The sequence below is a fragment of the Streptomyces sp. XY431 genome, assembly GCF_001279805.1.
In the GTDB taxonomy this organism is placed as follows: domain Bacteria; phylum Actinomycetota; class Actinomycetes; order Streptomycetales; family Streptomycetaceae; genus Kitasatospora; species Kitasatospora purpeofusca.
This window is the reverse complement of the sequence record NZ_LGDO01000001.1, coordinates 158,940-175,259: the sequence shown is the minus strand read 5'-3', so window position 1 is coordinate 175,259 and position 16,320 is coordinate 158,940. Positions and strand designations below refer to the sequence as shown.

General features: G+C 72.1%; 11 protein-coding genes, 1 tRNA gene and 1 pseudogene. 7 read left to right on the top strand and 6 right to left on the bottom strand.

Annotated features, from left to right (window positions below; translation table 11 throughout):
* Positions 1–41 precede the first annotated feature (41 nt).
* From ADK60_RS00745 to ADK60_RS00735, 3 genes are all read left to right on the top strand, one after another.
* The gene (locus ADK60_RS00745) at positions 42–686 is read left to right on the top strand and encodes a response regulator (RefSeq protein ID WP_053642311.1); all 645 of its coding nucleotides are present in this window, start codon (positions 42–44) and stop codon (positions 684–686) included.
* A gap of 545 nt (positions 687–1,231) precedes the next feature.
* A complete protein-coding gene (locus ADK60_RS00740) occupies positions 1,232–1,882 on the top strand; it encodes a TetR/AcrR family transcriptional regulator (protein WP_045938822.1) in 651 nt (216 codons plus the stop codon).
* A 158-nt stretch (positions 1,883–2,040) separates the two neighbouring features.
* Positions 2,041–3,837 (top strand): CDP-glycerol glycerophosphotransferase family protein, encoded by a 1,797-nt coding sequence (locus tag ADK60_RS00735; protein WP_107094450.1) that lies wholly within the window; start codon positions 2,041–2,043, stop codon positions 3,835–3,837.
* Here the strand turns inward: ADK60_RS00735 and ADK60_RS00730 are convergent.
* Positions 3,764–5,989, bottom strand: a complete 2,226-nt coding sequence (locus ADK60_RS00730; protein ID WP_053642309.1) for an ATP-binding protein — start codon at positions 5,987–5,989, stop codon at positions 3,764–3,766. The genes ADK60_RS00735 and ADK60_RS00730 overlap by 74 nt on opposite strands.
* Positions 5,990–6,214: 225 nt before the next feature.
* Positions 6,215–6,288 (bottom strand) — tRNA-Gly (locus ADK60_RS00725).
* Positions 6,289–6,548: 260 nt separating this feature from the next.
* Here ADK60_RS00725 and ADK60_RS00720 point away from each other — a divergent pair.
* Both ADK60_RS00720 and dcd read left to right on the top strand, forming a co-directional pair.
* Complete coding sequence (locus ADK60_RS00720) at positions 6,549–6,785, top strand: hypothetical protein (protein ID WP_045938839.1); 237 nt, start codon at positions 6,549–6,551, stop codon at positions 6,783–6,785.
* A gap of 82 nt (positions 6,786–6,867) precedes the next feature.
* Positions 6,868–7,443: a dCTP deaminase gene (gene dcd / locus ADK60_RS00715; protein WP_045938825.1), complete on the top strand. Its 576-nt coding sequence runs from the start codon at positions 6,868–6,870 to the stop codon at positions 7,441–7,443.
* 85 nt (positions 7,444–7,528) lie between these two features.
* Here dcd and ADK60_RS00710 read toward each other — a convergent pair whose 3' ends face one another.
* From ADK60_RS00710 to ADK60_RS00695, 4 genes and pseudogenes are all read right to left on the bottom strand, one after another.
* The gene (locus tag ADK60_RS00710; protein ID WP_053642307.1) at positions 7,529–8,419 is read right to left on the bottom strand and encodes an alanyl-tRNA editing protein; all 891 of its coding nucleotides are present in this window, start codon (positions 8,417–8,419) and stop codon (positions 7,529–7,531) included.
* Positions 8,420–8,569: 150 nt separating this feature from the next.
* Positions 8,570–9,619 carry a Yip1 family protein gene (locus ADK60_RS00705; protein ID WP_053642305.1) on the bottom strand — a complete coding sequence of 350 codons (1,050 nt, stop codon included), beginning with the start codon at positions 9,617–9,619 and terminating at the stop codon, positions 8,570–8,572.
* Positions 9,620–9,794: 175 nt separating this feature from the next.
* Positions 9,795–10,868: pseudogene (manB, locus tag ADK60_RS00700) on the bottom strand (mannose-1-phosphate guanylyltransferase); the annotation flags it as partial.
* Between the two features lie 351 nt (positions 10,869–11,219).
* Positions 11,220–13,442, bottom strand: coding sequence for a (Fe-S)-binding protein (locus ADK60_RS00695; RefSeq protein ID WP_045938829.1), 2,223 nt, complete (start codon positions 13,440–13,442; stop codon positions 11,220–11,222).
* Between the two features lie 333 nt (positions 13,443–13,775).
* Here ADK60_RS00695 and dnaK point away from each other — a divergent pair, with 333 nt between their 5' ends.
* Together dnaK and grpE are read left to right on the top strand one after the other, a co-directional pair.
* Positions 13,776–15,623, top strand: coding sequence for a molecular chaperone DnaK (gene dnaK, locus ADK60_RS00690; protein ID WP_045938830.1), 1,848 nt, complete (start codon positions 13,776–13,778; stop codon positions 15,621–15,623).
* Positions 15,620–16,255 (top strand): nucleotide exchange factor GrpE, encoded by a 636-nt coding sequence (gene grpE, locus ADK60_RS00685; RefSeq protein ID WP_053642303.1) that lies wholly within the window; start codon positions 15,620–15,622, stop codon positions 16,253–16,255. The genes dnaK and grpE overlap by 4 nt, the downstream gene beginning before the upstream one ends.
* Positions 16,256–16,320: the final 65 nt, after the last annotated feature.

The following is a 16,320-nucleotide window of genomic DNA, read 5'->3' as shown; positions in this document are numbered from 1 at the left end:
CCCACCGCCCCCGACCGTCGCCAGGGCCCAGGAGCCGTCCGATGAACCCCACCCCCGCCCCGTCCCCGGTCCGGCTGCTGGTCTGCGACGACCACGCGGTGGTCCGGGCCGGTCTGCTCGCCCTGCTGGCCAGCGCCGGCGACATCGAGGTGGTCGGCGAGGCGAGCAGCGGCGAGGAGGCGGTCGACCTCGCGGCCCGACTGGCCCCGCAGGTGGTGCTGATGGACCTCCAGCTCGGCGACGGCATCGACGGGGTGGAGGCCACCCGGAGGATCACCGCCGCTCCCGAGGCACCGCACGTCCTGGTGCTGACCACGTACGACACCGATGCCGACATCACCCGGGCGATCGGCGCGGGCGCGACCGGCTACCTGCTGAAGGCCGAACGGCCGGAGGAGCTGTTCGCCGCCGTGCACTCGGCCGCCCAGGGCCGCACGGTGCTCTCACCGCCGGTCGCCTCCCGGGTGATGGCGCAGATGCGGTCCCCGGCACCGCAGCTCACCGAGCGCGAGACGGAGATCCTCGCCCAGCTCGCCCAGGGGCTCGGCAACCGGGAGATCGCCCGGGCGCTGTTCATCAGCGAGGCGACGGTGAAGACCCACCTGGGCCGGATCTACGACAAGCTGGGCGTCGACACCCGCGCGGGCGCGGTGGCGGTCGCCAAGGAACGCCGTCTGCTGCGCTGACGGCAGCAAATACCGACATTCCGTTCGGAATATCGGATTCCGAACGGGCGGCCCGTCGTGCACCGGCCGGAATCCTCCGGCACCCGAACGACCGATCCCACCAGCCGCTTCCGCTTGCCCCCGGCCACCCCTTGCCAACCGGACGGACATCCCCGATTGTGGATGTTTCATGGATTCGAGGTATTGACAAACCAACCAAGCGGTTTGTTACGGTAACGATCAACGACGCCCCACAACAAAGGGGGCCTGCCGGGCCTGTGCGGAACGCTCTCGCCGGAGAGCGGTGCCAGGGGGGACGGTGGAGTCCGGGGTGGTCGGGGGGAGCGGCGAACAGCCGCGCGTGACGCGGCGCGGAGCGGGTCCGGGGGGACTCGCTCCGCGCCTCCCTGCTTTCCGGGCCCCTGTCGCCGCCCCTTTGCCGCCGCCTCCCTTGTCGCCGCCCTTCTTGCCGCCCCTTTTTGCCGCGCTCACCACCGTCCGCACTTCACACCCCTCCAGGTAAACTGCACCGGGTAGTGCAACACGCCGAGGAGGGGACCCGCCCGATGAGCACAGCGAACCCGGCAGCGACCACCGGCTCACGCCGCATGCCCGAGAAGCGCCGGGCCATCGCCCGCGCGGCGAGCACGGTGTTCGGCCGCGAGGGCTACACCCGGGCCAGCGTCGACGCCATCGCCTCCGAGGCCGGCGTGTCCAAGCGCACCATCTACAACCACTTCGGCGACAAGGAGAAGCTCTTCCTCTCCGTCGCCCTGGAGACCGCCGGCGAACTCACCGAGATCATCGCCGGCCTGGCCGACCGCCATCTGCACAAGATCGTCGACCTGGAGGCCGACCTCACCGCCTTCGCCGTCGACCGCGCCAAGGCCGTGCTCGCCGCCGGCGAGCACTACGCCCTCGGCCGCACCATCCGCGCCGAAGCCGGCAACATCCCGCCCGACGTCCTCGCCGCCTGGCTCGCCGCCGGCCCACTCGCCTCCCAGCGGGACCTCGCCGACCACCTCACCCGCCTCGCCTCCCAGCACCTGCTCGCCCTCGACGACCCCGACCTCGCCGCCACCCACTTCACCCTGCTCACCTTCAGCGGCGCGGCCGACCAGTCCTTCTACGGCGCCGTCCCCATCTCCGACGCCGCCCTCCGGGCCACCGTCACCACCGGAGTCCAGGCCTTCCTCCGTCTCTACCCCCGCCCCTGAGCCCGCCCCTCGTCCCGCCCTTCACCTCGCCCCGACCGGCTCGCGCGCGGCAGGACCGCCGAGGAGTCCACCCCTCGGCGCGATACGTTGGCAGTTCCGATTCCAAGATCGGCGACGGCGGCCGCAGAGGTCTCGAACCGGAAGGGCTGGGAGGCAGTGTGGTCGAGGACCTGAAGCACTGGATTCGCGTACCGGTGGGGCCCGACGCGGCCCGGTGGGCCACCCGCGGACGGTGCCGGCGGGTCCTGCTGATCGTCCACAACGTGACGGCGGCGACGCGGCTGATCGATGTGCTTCCACTGTTCCGCGACGACCTGCGGCTCCAGGTGCTGGCGACCTGCACCGGCTCGTCGCCGTTCCAATCGGGCGTGGCGGAGCTGCTGGCGTCAACGGGCGTCCCGGTCCTGCCCTGGGAGCAGGCCCTCTCGACTCCGGTGGACCTGGCGATATCGGCGAGCTTCGGCGGCCAACTCGGCGATATCAAAGGCAAGTTGACAGTTCTCTCGCACGGCGTCGGATACAATAAGACGCTGACAGCGCCGGACGCCGGACGCCGGACGCCGGACGCCGGACGCCGGACGCCGGACGCCGTGTTCGGGCTCGGACCGGAGTGGATCCTCACCACCGGAGGCGCCCCGATCGCGGACGCCATGGTCTTCTCCCACCCCGAGCAGATCGACCGGCTCGCCAAGTCCTGCCCCGAGGCCGTGCCGACCGCCGTACTGGCCGGCGACCCCTGCTTCGACCGCATCCTCGCCGCCCGGCACCACCGGGACCGGTACCGGCGGGCCCTCGGGGTGCATCCCGGGCAGCGCCTCGTCCTGCTGAACTCCACCTGGAACCCGACCTCGCTCTTCGGTGACTCCGGCCCCGAGGACGTCCTCCCGCTCCTGCTGCCCCGGCTGACCTCCGAACTCCCCGCCGACGAGTACCGGGTGGCGGCCGTCCTCCACCCGAACATCTGGCACGGCCACGGCCCCGGCCAGATCCGCCTCTGGCTGGACAGGGCCCGTCGGGCCGGGCTCGCCCTGGTCGACCCGCTCGAAGGCTGGCGCCAGGCCCTGATCGCCGCGGACGTGGTCCTGGGCGACTTCGGTTCGGTCAGCTACTACGCCGCCGCCTGCGGCACACCCGTACTGCTGGGCGCCGCCGACCCGGAGGCCCTCGGGACGGAGTCACCCGTCGCGGCGTTCGTCCGTTCCGCGCCCCGACTCGATCCGTACAGGGCGCTGCCGCCCCAGTTGGACAGGCTGCTCACCGAACACCGCCCCCTCGACGGGCCGAACGAGCTGACCAGCTCGGCACCGGGGCGCTCCGCCGCCCTGCTGCGCAGCCTCTTCTACGAGTTGATCGGCATCACCGAGCCGGCTGCCCCGGCCGTGCTCGACCCGTTGCCGCTGCCGCCGTACGAACCGCCGCTCCGCACCGCGCCCCTGCGCGTGCTCACCCGCACCACCGCGGACGGCACCATCGCCGTGCTGCGCTTCGCCGAGCCCCGGTACGAACCGGACGACGCCGAGGGCGAGGGCCACCTCGCCGTGCACGAGGACACCCTCGATCCCGGTGCACTGGAGTCGGCCGACGTCGTCCTCCGGTACGGCGAGCCCGACGACCCCCGGTTCGGCTCGCCCCAGGAGTGGGCGGCCGAGGTGCTCGACCGGTACCGGTCTGCCTCACTCGCCGCCTACGTCACCGGCCCTCGCGAGTGCGAGGTGCTGCACCGCGGCGGACTGCGGTGCAGGCTGACCTCCGACACCGCCGGCGACCCGGCCGTGCACGCCTCGGCGCTGCTCGCACGGCTGCACACCGGCGCCGGGACCGTGGCACCGGCGCCCACCACCCTGACCGTCAGGACCGGCACCCGCCTGGCGCGGGTCCGCGTCACGGTTGATCGGGAAGGTGATCGGGAAGGTGATCGGGGAGGCACTGGGCGCGCAGCCCGGCCAGGTAGGTGAGATGGACCGTGGCGTTCTCCCGGCCCAGCAGCGCGGCAGCCTCGTCGATCAGTGGCAGCGCCCCGGTGCGGTCGGCCGTGTCGAGGTGGAGCTCGGCGAGATCCGTCAGCACCCGGGCGGTGTTGTAGCGCTCTCCGCTGTCGCGGAAGAACTCCCTTGCCCTGGCGAGCCGTTGCTCCGCCTCGTCGAACCGGCCGAGGCCCCTCAGCGCCCGCCCGCGGTGCCGGTGCAGCAGCGCGCGGGCCCGCGGTACATCGGCGGCGCCGTCGTCGGCCGGGCCGATCCGGTCCAGCAGCCCGTCCGCCTCCTCGAAGCACTCCAGGGCAGGCCCGAACCGCCACTGCCGCAGCCGCAGCAGTCCCAGCGACTCGACCGCCGTCGCCCGGCCACGCGCGTGCCCGGCCCGGGCCTCGTCCTCCGCGGCCGTCAGCAGCTCGCGCTCCGCCTCCTCGTCCTGCCGCAACTCCATCAGGGCGAAGGCGAGTTGGATGTGCATCCGGCCGGCCGTCCGGGTCCCCGGGCAGTGCCGACCGGCCGTACGGGCCCCGGCCCGCAGCGCGGGCAGCAGCACATCGTGGCAGCCGGCCTTCAACTGCACGGCCCAGAGCGCCTCGACGGTCTGGCAGACGGTGTCGGAGCGGCCGAACTCCTCGGCGGCGAGCACGGCTTCCACCAGGTTGCCCGCCTCGGCGACCAGCGCGGCGACCGCCGCGCCCTCGTCCTCGTACGGCCCCGGACCCAGCTCGGCGTACAGCGGGCCGAGGTGCCAACGTTCCTTCAGCGCCGCGTAGTCGGCGCGGACGGCGAACCGCAGGTACCAGTCCGCGGCGCGGGCCACGGCCGCGGCGCACCCCGCCAGGCCGTCCTCGCGGGCCGCGGCCTCCTCCGCGTGCGCACGCACCGCCGGCCGGTACCGGTAGCGACCGTCGCCGGTGCTCTCCAGCAACTGGAGCTCCGCCAGTTCGGCCAGCGCCCGCTCCGCGTCGTCCTCCGGGACCTCGGCCGTCACCGCCACCACGGCCGCGCCCAGCGAGGGCCACGGCCGCAGCGACCCGAGCCGGTAGACCCGCGCCGCCTCCGCCCCGAGCCGCCGGTAGGCCTCCTCGGCGACGGCCCGCACCGGCGGCAGGGGACTCCCTGCCGGCAGGGGATCGGCCGGATCACCGCCGCCGACCTCCCCCGTCGCCAAGTACGGAGCCATGGCTCGCAGCGCGAACGGGGAGCCGGCGCACCGCTCCAGCACCGAGGGAAGCGTGGCGCGGGCCGTCACCATGGCGGACCGTCCCGCCAGCTCGGCCAGCAGCCGCTTGGCGTCCTTGTCGGACAGCGGACCGACGGAGACGGTGACCGCGTCCAACCCGGTGAGCGGACGACGGGCGACGATCAGGGTGAACACGCCGGGCGCCGCCGTGATCAGCGGACCGACCTGGGCCGCCGACTGCGCGTGGTCGAGCACCACCAGCAGCCGCCGGCCGGACAGCAGGGAGCGGAAGCGGTCGACCCGGTCCTCCACGGCGGGCGGCACGTACTCCGCCGGCACCCCCAGGCGCAGCAGGAAATGCCGCAGGACCGTCGCGGCCGTCGGGGCGGTGCTCACCGAACCGCCCCGGAGGTCCATGTACAAGGTCCCGTCCGGGAACCGGCCCGCCTCGCGGCCGCCCCAGTGGAAGGCCAGCGCACTGGTACCGATTCCCGCCGGACCGTGCAGCACGGCCACCTTCGGCAGACCGTCGGGCTTGCGGTCCGCCTCCCGGTCCAGCAGCGCCAGCGGGCCCTTCCGGTCGGTGAAGAAGCGCGCCGAGGCCGGCAGCAGCCGCGGCACCCCGTGCGCCGCCGCCCCACCGGCGCCTCGCCCACTCATCACAGCGGCGAGCGCCCTCGCCTGCTCGGGGCTGCGCTGCGCCTCCGCCACGAGCAGCCCCGCCACCGACTCCCGCTCGGCCTGCCCCACCGGCGCCGGCACCTCACGCCCCACCACCCGGGCCACCAGCCCGCCCACCGTCTCCCAGGCCCGCTTCCCCGCCTCGTTGGCCATCCCCGCACCGGCCGCGCCCAGGAAAGCCGTCACCATCGACAACGACAACGGATCCACCGCACCCACCCCCCGGTCCTCCGTGAGGCAGAGGTTCTCCAATGCCCCGACCTGTTGCATCCGGCCCAACGGTAGCCTGCCGACGCACACCGCCGAAGGACCTTCAACTGCCACCGCAGCGGAGCGGATCCGGGCCTCCCCCACCACCCCGGCGGCGCTCTGCACGGGCCTCCCGGATCGGCTGCGGCCCACTCCTCCGGCCCCGTCGTGCGCCGGGCCGGAGACGGGGTCGAACCGGCCCGGACAACACGAAAGCCGCAGGTCAGTGACCTGCGGCTTTACCTATGGAGCGGGCGACGAGAATCGAACTCGCGCTATAAGCTTGGGAAGCTCATGTTCTACCATTAAACTACGCCCGCCTGACGAGTCGTCAGAGACGCTCGATCTGCCTTCACTGTACCCCATCCGTCCCGGTCGTTGCACAGGTGGCCGGAGGTCGTGGCGGAGCCGCGCGGGGTGGGGGCGGAGGCGTACTGTGTGGGCCGCGTGAGACTGCCCCGGCGGGTGGGTGCGGGCGGCGAGCCTTGGTGTGGAATGTCCGGAACTTCCCCTAATGTGACGCTGGTCCCGGGGGCTCCGCCGTTCGGGGCGACGAGTACGGGTGAGTACCGGGGTAAGGATGGGAAGGGGATCGATGGAGCAGCGCGCCGTCGTTCGTTGTGCCGAGGGGCACCTGTTCAGCACCACCACGTTCCCGATGCAGAATCTCGGGCCCGGCCGGCTGGGGCCGGGGCGGCTGATCCGGTGCCCGCAGTGCGGGCGGCTGAGGAGTTCGGTGCTGGCCGACGTACGGGAGCTGTCCGAGCCGCAACTGGCCCGGGCGCTGCGGCTGGAGGCCGCGGAGTTCCTCGCCTGACGAGGGCGGTCAGGGGAGAGATGTGACGGGTGCGGCCCCGGGCGATTCGTCCGGGGCCGCATCGTGCACGTAACCTCGAAGCGTGCTGCTCTCTGACAAGGACATCCGGGCCGAGATCGACAACGGCCGGGTGGTGATCGATCCGTTCGACCCCGCGATGGTCCAGCCGTCGAGCATCGACGTGCGACTGGACCGCTTCTTCAGGGTCTTCGAGAACCACCGCTACCCGCACATCGACCCCTCCGAGGAGCAGCCGGACCTGACCCGGCTGGTCGAGCCGGAGGGCGAGGACGCGTTCATCCTGCACCCGGGCGAGTTCGTGCTGGCGTCGACCTTCGAGGTCATCACGCTGCCCGACGACGTCGCCTCGCGGCTGGAGGGCAAGTCCAGCCTGGGCCGGCTCGGTCTGCTGACGCACTCCACGGCGGGCTTCATCGACCCCGGGTTCAGCGGGCACGTCACGCTGGAGCTGTCGAACGTCGCGACCCTGCCGATCAAGCTCTACCCGGGGATGAAGATCGGGCAGCTCTGCCTGTTCCGGCTCTCCTCGCCCTCGGAGCACCCGTACGGCTCGGAGCGCTACGGCTCGCGCTACCAGGGGCAGCGCGGCCCGACGCCGTCCCGTTCCTTCCTGAACTTCCACCGCTCCAAGGTCTGAGCAGCAACACGAGCAACGCAAGCGACACGAGCGGCGAGCAGGACGCGGGCGGCCACCCTGGACGGGGTGGCCGCCCGCCGCCGTGTCAGGCCCGCTTCGGGCGGGTGACGGCGACCAGCTCGCTGCCGTCCTCGGAGAGCCGCAGCTCGGTGCGGAGCTCGGCCAGCTCGCCCAGGTGGTGCAGATGGGTGCCGCCGCAGAAGATCCGCGCCGCGCCCTCGGGCAGCTCGCAGTGCCACTCGCGGCGGGCGGTCAGCTCCGGACCGGGGACGTCGATGCGCACCGGGGCGTCGGCGGCGACCCAGCCGGCCAGCCGGCGGTTGACGGCCTCGGTCAGCTCGGGGAGGGCGTCGGCGAGGGCCGGGAACTCCTCGGTGGCCTCGGCGGTGAAGCCCTTCTTGCGCAGCGACTTGCCGAGCCGGTAGGTGTCGGTGCTCGCCTCGGTGTCCATCACCGAGCTCGCCATGGCGAGGCTGTCGAAGTCCGGGTGGCCGAAGGCGTCGGTGCGGCCCGGGTCCTTGCGCCAGCGCGGTGCGAGCGCCTCGTTGAGGGCGAGGGCGAGCAGGTGGCAGCCGCTGTGGGAGGCGCTGAGCGCCCCGCGCCGGCCGGCGTCGACGGCAAGGGCGGCAATCCGGCCGACGATGTCACCCGGGTCGGTCGCGAGGACGTGCAGGACCAGCCAGGACCACTCCTCGTCGCCGCGCCGGACCGGGATGTCGGCGCCGACCAGCACCGGGCCGCCGTCCGGGCCGACCGCACCGGTGAGGCAGTCGACGACGGGAAGCCCGACGCCGTCCACGGTGAGCGTGCCGAGGTCGGCGGGCTGGTCGGGCCAGGTGTGGTCGAGCGGGTGGAACGGCGTCGCCCCGGTGACCACGGCGTACCGGCCGCCGTCCAGCGGGTGCACCGCGAGCACCGTCGACTCGCCGGTCACCGCCCCGGCCGGGAAGCTGACGTGCGTGGTGGGGAGGGTCATGCCTGGCTCCGTGCGGGTGAGGGTGGACTGGACAGGACGAACAGCGCGGCCCGGACGGGACGGCCCGGGCAACGGCAACGGGCCCCGCGAGGCGAGGCCCGTGCTCCATTGTCCCCGAGGTCCGGGGGCGCGCCCGGGAGGGGGACGGGGTCAGCCGAGGGTCGGCAGCTTGATCAGCACCAGCAGCGCCAGCAGCTGCAGCGCCGCCGCACCGGCCGCCTTGCCCCAGGGCAGGTCGTGCACCCGGCGGACCATGCTGGTCAGCAGGAAGGCGCAGAGCAGCCAGGTGGCCCAGCCGACCGCCTGGACCAGCAGGTTGTCGGCCGGCAGTACCAGCGCCAGCAGCAGCCGGGGCGCGTCCGTGACCCAGCCGATCAGCACGGCCAGGCCGACCGTGGACTGCCACGGGCCGTCGCCGCCGAACTGCCGGGCCAGCGCGTACGTGACCCCGCCGAGCATGGCGCCGGCCAGGGTGAAGCCGATCGCCGCCGCCAGCAGTGCGGTGAGCGCCACGGTGAAGGTCGAGTTGACCACGTCGTCGCGGGTCATGCCGAGGCCGAGCACGGCGAGGGCGCCGTACAGCAGGGAGACCGTGACGGCGGGCAGCCAGACCTGGTGGTCGCGGGTGCGGTCGAAGATCGCGGTGGGGGTGCGGAAGAGTCCGGTCAGCAGTTCGCGCCAGCTCGGCCTCGGCCCGGTGGCCTGGGGCGCGGACTGGCCGCCGGCCCGGTAGACGGCGACGTTGTCGTCGCCGTAACCCTGGGCCCGGCCCTGCTGCCCGTAGCCGTCGGGGTACGGCGGCTGCTCCGGAGCATAGGAGGACGGGTCGCCCGCGTACGGGTCGGCGCCGACCGGGAAGGCCCGGGTGTGCCCGGGCTGGTCGGCCGCGTACGGGTCCCGCTGCGGCCCGCCGTAGGGCTGCCCCGGCTGCCCCGGGTAGGGCTGCTGCCCTGCGTACGGGTCCCGCTGCCCGCCGTACGGGTCCTGCTGCGAGGCGTACGGGGAGCGGGGACCGGGACCGTACGGGTCCGTCGGGCCCTGCGGGGCGGACGGGCCGCCGGGGCCCTGCTGCGGGCCGGTGAAGTACTCCGGCCCGTCCGTCGGCCCGTACCCCCCGGGCGCCGCCTGCTGCTGCGGGGGCGCCGACCACCCGCCACGGGGGTCGGCGCCCTGACCGCTGTCGTATCGATTGCCAGCCACGTTCCGAAGGTACCCGCCCGGCGGGCGCCCCGGTGGCCGGGCACCGGACCGGTTCCGGTTTGCAGCGAGCCTGTTACTGCCGCGGGGTCACGGCGGGGCGCTACTGCCCCACGGCCACCTTCGGCCCGTGCACGGAGGCCGCGGCGCTGGTACCGGCCGGGCACCCGCCCGGGCCGGCCGAGGTGCGGACGGCGCCGACCGGCAGCAGGGTGCCGCAGGCGATCCGGATGCCGTTCGGCAGCTCGTTGTCGGACTCCACGATCGCGCCGTCACCGATCACCGCGCCGTCCAGCGCGGTGCGGTCGCCGATGGTCGCGAAGGCGCCCACGATCGAGTCCTTGACCAGGGTGTCGGCGCCGATGACGGCACCGGGCAGGATCACGCTGCCCTCGACGATGGCGCCGGCCTCGACCACCGCGCCCTCGGCGACCACGGTGCCGCCGCTGAGCACCGCGCCGTGCCGGACGGTCGAGCCGGGCAGCAGCAGGGCGTCGCCGGTCGGGCCGGGCACGGCGGGCGAGTCGACCTTGCCGAGCACGAGGTCGGCCGAGCCGCGGACGAAGGCGGCCGGGGTGCCGAGGTCGAGCCAGTACGAGGTGTCGACGACGCCGCGCAGCAGCGCCCCGGTGGCCAGCAGCTCGGGGAAGGTCTCGCGCTCGACGGAGACCTCGCGGCCGGTCGGGATGCGGTCGATCACGGAGCGGGTGAAGACGTAGCAGCCGGCGTTGATCTGGTCGGTGACGATCTGCTCCGGCGTCTCCGGCTTCTCCAGGAACTCCAGCACCCGGCCGTGCTCGTCGGTCGGGACGAGGCCGAAGGCGCGCGGGTCCTCGACCCGGGCGAGGTGCAGGGTGACATCGGCCCCGGCGGCCACGTGGCCGTCGCGCAGGGCGGCGATGTCGACGCCGGAGAGGATGTCGCCGTTGAAGACCAGGACCGGCTCGTCGGGGCCGCAGGTGAGCCCGGTGGCCGCGTTGCGGATGGCCCCGCCGGTGCCGAGCGGCTCGCGCTCGGTCAGGTAGACCAGCTCGATGCCGTAGGGGGTGCCGTCCTGGAAGTGGTCCTCGAAGACCTCGGCGAGGTAGGAGGTGGCGAGCACCACCCGGGTGACCCCGGCCGCCGCCGCGCGCGCCAGCTGGTGCGCGATGAACGGGACGCCTGCCACCGGCAGCATGGGCTTGGGGGTGTGGGTGGTCAGCGGACGCAGTCGCGTGCCCTTACCACCGACCAGCATGATCGCCTCGGTCATGGTCTGCGCTGTTCCCCTTGTGCTCTGTGCGGCCCGGCCCGGCGGGCCGATACCTCCGTCGGTGTGGTGTACGCCGTTCCGGGGGCCGGAACGGATCGACCGGCGCACGGCCGGTCCGGCGCCTACTGTATTTCCTTCTGACAGGAGCGCCGCCCGGTGGTCCTGACCTCGGTGCCCGGGACGGGACCGGGCGGCGGCTGGGAGAACCCGGAGCGGTCACCGGAAAAGCCCCGGGCGGTCACCGGAAAAGCCCGGCCCGGGCGGATGCCGGTGGCACCCCCCGGGCCGGGCGGTTGTTGCAGAACTGTCGAACAACCGGGCCGGTTCACGGCCCCTCGGGCGGGACGCCGCTCAGGCGTCGACCGTCTGCGGCTCCTCGGCCTCGGCCGGCGGGACCGCCTTGACCGAGTCGAGCAGCAGCTGGGCGACGTCGACGACCTTCAGGTGCTCCTTGGCCGCGCCCTCGTTCTTCTTGCCGTTCACCGAGTCGGAGAGCATCACCAGGCAGAACGGGCAGGCGGTGGAGACGATGTCCGGGTTGAGGGACAGCGCCTCGTCCACGCGCTCGGTGTTGATCCGCTTGCCGATGCGCTCCTCCATCCACATCCGCGCGCCGCCGGCGCCGCAGCAGAAGCCGCGCTCCTTGTGGCGGTGCATCTCCTGCTGGCGCAGACCGGGGACCTTGTCCATGATCTCGCGCGGCGGGCTGTAGACCTTGTTGTGCCGGCCCAGGTAGCAGGGGTCGTGGTACGTGATCAGGCCCTCGACCGGGTTGACCGGCACGAGCTTGCCCTCGTCGATGAGGTGCTGCAGCAGCTGGGTGTGGTGGATGACCTCGAAGTGGCCGCCCAGCTGCGGGTACTCGTTGGCGATGGTGTTGAAGCAGTGCGGGCAGGTCGCCACGATCCGCTTGACCGGGGCGTCCTCCAGCGCGGCGTTCAGGGTCTCGACGTTCTGCGCGCCGAGCATCTGGAAGAGGAACTCGTTGCCCAGGCGGCGGGCGGAGTCACCGGTGCAGGACTCCTCCTTGCCGAGGATCGCGAACTTCACGCCCGCGGTGTGCAGCAGCTCGGCGAAGGCCTTGGTGGTCTTCTTCGCCCGGTCCTCCAGGGCACCGGCGCAGCCCACCCAGTACAGGTACTCGACCTCGGCGGGGTCGATGTCCTCACCGATCACCGGCACCTCGATGCCGGTCTCCTTCTTGAGCTCCTTGACCCAGTCGAGGCGCGCCTTGGTGGCCATGCCCCAGGGGTTGCCCTTGTTCTCCAGGTTCTTGAGCATGGTGCCGGCCTCGGTGGGGAACGAGGACTCGATCATGACCTGGTAGCGGCGCATGTCGACGATGTGGTCGATGTGCTCGATGTCGACGGGGCACTGCTCGACGCAGGCGCCGCAGGTGGTGCAGGACCACAGCACGTCCGGGTCGATGACGCCGTTCTCCTCGGCGGTGCCGATCAGCGGGCGCTCGGCCTCGGCCAGGGCGGCCGCCGGGACGTCCGCCAGCTGCTCGGCGGTGGCCTTCTCCTCGCCCTCCATGTCCTTGCCGCCGCCGGCCAGGAGGTACGGGGCCTTGGCGAAGGCGTGCTCGCGCAGGCTCATGATCAGCAGCTTCGGCGAGAGCGGCTTGCCGGTGTTCCAGGCCGGGCACTGCGACTGGCAGCGGCCGCACTCGGTGCAGGTGGAGAAGTCGAGGATGCCCTTCCAGGAGAAGTGCTCGACCTGGGAGACGCCGAAGACGGCGTCGTCGGCCGGGTCCTCGAAGTCGATCGGCGCGCCGCCGCTGGTCATCGGGCGCAGTTCGCCGAGCGCGGTGGAGCCGTCCTCCGCGCGCTTGAAGTAGATGTTGAAGAAGGCCAGGAAGCGGTGCCAGGCGACGCCCATCGAGGGGTTGATGCCGATGGTGATCGCCCAGGCGAAGGAGGTGCAGATCTTCAGCATCGCGAAGATGTAGACCAGGTTCTCCAGGGTCCCGTGGGACAGGCCGCGGAAGGCCGCCACCAGCGGGTAGGAGATCAGGTACTTGGCCTCGTAGGAGCCGACGCCCTCCAGCGCGCCCTCCAGGCCGCGCAGGATCATGATGCACAGGCCGATGCCGAGGATCGTGTACTCGACGTAGAAGGCCTGCCAGGCGATCGAGCCGGCGAAGCGGGACTTGCGGCCCGCCCGGCCGGGCAGGCTCAGCAGGCGGATCACGATCAGGGCGGCGATGCCCAGCGTGGTGAAGGTGCCGACCAGCTCGGTGAACAGCTCGTACGGCAGCCAGCCGCCGAGCACCGGCAGCACGAACTCGGCGTCGAACAGCTGGAAGAACGCGGTGAGCAGGGTCAGGCCCAGGGTGAAGAAGCCGACCGCGACGAACCAGTGGGCGACGCCGACGATCCCCCAGCGGTTCATCCTGGTGTGGCCGACGAACTCGACGGCCACGGTCTTCACTCGCTGGGCGGGCTGCCCGAAGCGGGTGGCGTCCGGCTGGCCGGTCCGCACCACCCGGTAGATGTAAAGCGCCGCACGAGCGGCGAGCGCGGTGCCGACCACGAACGTGACCAGCGAGATGACGATCGCTGCTAGCTGCATCGGCTCTCCGTCTCCTGCGGCTTGCTTGTTGCGGGTGTGCAGTGTCTCCGGGGCAGTGTACTCGTCGGTAACTTCCTGGGCCGACGGCCCGGACATTACCGCCGGGCACCACTACTCCTGAAGATGCTCAAGGTATGGCGGCAGTCACGTGAGCGCACGCTCGGGGCACCCCCGGCCGTGTCCCGGCGGCATCCCGGCCGTGCCGCGGCAGCGGTCGGCTCAGCCCTCGGCTCACCAAAGTTGAGCGAGGCGGACTCATAGCTGTTGACGTGCCCCGGCCTGTCATGCATCCTTGAGCCCGTAAAGCTCAACTCTTCCGTGGAGGTATTTACGATGGCACGCGCGGTCGGCATCGACCTCGGCACGACGAACTCGGTCGTCAGCGTTCTGGAGGGTGGCGAGCCCACCGTCATCACGAACGCCGAGGGCGCGCGGACCACGCCGTCCGTCGTCGCCTTCGCCAAGAACGGCGAGGTGCTCGTCGGCGAGGTGGCCAAGCGCCAGGCGGTCACCAACGTGGACCGCACCATTCGCTCGGTCAAGCGCCACATGGGCACCAGCTGGAAGATCGGGCTGGACGGCAAGGACTTCAACCCGCAGCAGATCAGCGCCTTCATCCTGCAGAAGCTGAAGCGCGACGCCGAGTCCTACCTGGGCGAGACGGTCACCGACGCCGTCATCACCGTCCCGGCGTACTTCTCCGACTCCGAGCGCCAGGCGACCAAGGAGGCCGGTGAGATCGCGGGCCTCAACGTCCTGCGCATCGTCAACGAGCCGACCGCGGCCGCCCTGGCCTACGGCCTGGACAAGGACGACCAGACCATCCTGGTCTTCGACCTCGGCGGCGGCACCTTCGACGTCTCGCTGCTGGAGATCGGCGACGGGGTCGTCGAGGTGAAGGCCACCAACGGTGACAACCACCTCGGTGGCGACGACTGGGACCAGAAGGTCGTCGACCACCTGGTCAAGGTCTTCCAGGCCGGCCACGGTGTCGACCTGTCCAAGGACAAGATGGCCCTGCAGCGTCTGCGCGAGGCCTCCGAGAAGGCCAAGATCGAGCTGTCCTCGTCCTCCGAGACCTCGATCAACCTGCCCTACATCACGGCCTCCGCCGAGGGCCCGCTGCACCTGGACGAGAAGCTCACCCGGGCCCAGTTCCAGCAGCTCACCTCGGACCTGCTGGAGCGCTGCAAGGTCCCGTTCCACAACGTCATCAAGGACGCGGGCATCGCCCTCTCCGAGATCGACCACGTCGTCCTCGTCGGCGGCTCGACCCGGATGCCGGCCGTCGCCGAGCTCGTCCGCGAGCTGACCGGCGGCAAGGACGCCAACAAGGGCGTCAACCCGGACGAGGTCGTCGCCATCGGCGCCTCGCTCCAGGCCGGTGTCCTCAAGGGCGAGGTCAAGGACGTCCTGCTGCTCGACGTCACCCCGCTGTCCCTCGGCATCGAGACCAAGGGCGGCATCATGACCAAGCTGATCGAGCGCAACACCACGATCCCGACCAAGCGCTCCGAGATCTTCACCACGGCCGAGGACAACCAGCCGTCCGTGCAGATCCAGGTCTACCAGGGCGAGCGCGAGATCGCGGCGTACAACAAGAAGCTCGGCATGTTCGAGCTGACCGGCCTGCCGCCGGCCCCCCGCGGCCTGCCCCAGATCGAGGTCACCTTCGACATCGACGCCAACGGCATCATGCACGTCGGCGCGAAGGACCTCGGCACCGGCAAGGAGCAGAAGATGACCGTCACCGGCGGCTCCGCGCTGCCGAAGGACGACATCGAGCGCATGATGCGCGAGGCCGAGCAGTACGCGGAGGAGGACCACAAGCGCCGCGAGGCCGTGGAGACCCGCAACCAGGCCGAGCAGCTCGTGTACTCCACCGAGAAGTTCATCGCCGACAACTCCGACAAGCTCCCGGCCGACGTCAAGACCGAGGTCGAGACCGCCATCGGCGAGCTCAAGGAGGCCCTGAAGGGCGAGGACATCGCGGCGATCCGCGAGGCCTCGGAGAAGGTCTCCACCACCGCCCAGAAGCTCGGCCAGGCGCTCTACGCCAACGCCGACGCCGCCGGTGCGGCGGGCGCGGCCGGCGACGCCGGTGACGCCGGTGCCAAGGACGACGACGTCGTCGACGCCGAGATCGTGGACGACGAGAAGCCCAAGGGTGGTGCGGCATGACGGAGAAGCCGCAGGGTGCCGAGCCCGGCGACGACTCCGCCGCCGAGGAGGCCGTGATCAAGGCCGCCGAGGAGGCCGCCGCGGCCGGTGCCGAGGGCACCGACGCGGGCACCACCTCGGGGGACGCTGCGGCCAAGCAGCTCGCCGAGCGCACCGCCGATCTCCAGCGCCTCCAGGCCGAGTACCAGAACTACCGCAAGCGGGTCGAGCGCGATCGGCTGACGGTCCGCGAGATCGCCGTCTCCAACATCCTGGAGTCGCTGATCCCGGTCCTGGACGACATCGGCCGGGCCCGCGACCACGGCGAGGTGACGGGCGGCTTCAAGTCCGTCGCCGAGTCGCTGGAGACGGTCGTCGCCAAGCTGGGCCTGCAGCAGTTCGGCAAGGAGGGCGAGCCCTTCGACCCGACCATGCACGAGGCGCTGATGCACAGCTACTCCTCGGAGGTCACCGAGGACACCTGCGTCCAGATCCTCCAGCCCGGCTACCGGATCGGCGAGCGGATCATCCGCCCGGCGATGGTCGCGGTCGCGGAGCCCCAGCCGGGCACCCAGACCACGCCCGGCCCGGACGCCGACACCGCCAAGGGCGGGGAGAAGAAGGACCAGGCCGACGGTGGCTCGGACAGCTGACCACCGGTGACAGCTGACAACCCTTGCGCTGCGGAGTCGTACGCCGGCCAGTACGGCGGACGGCT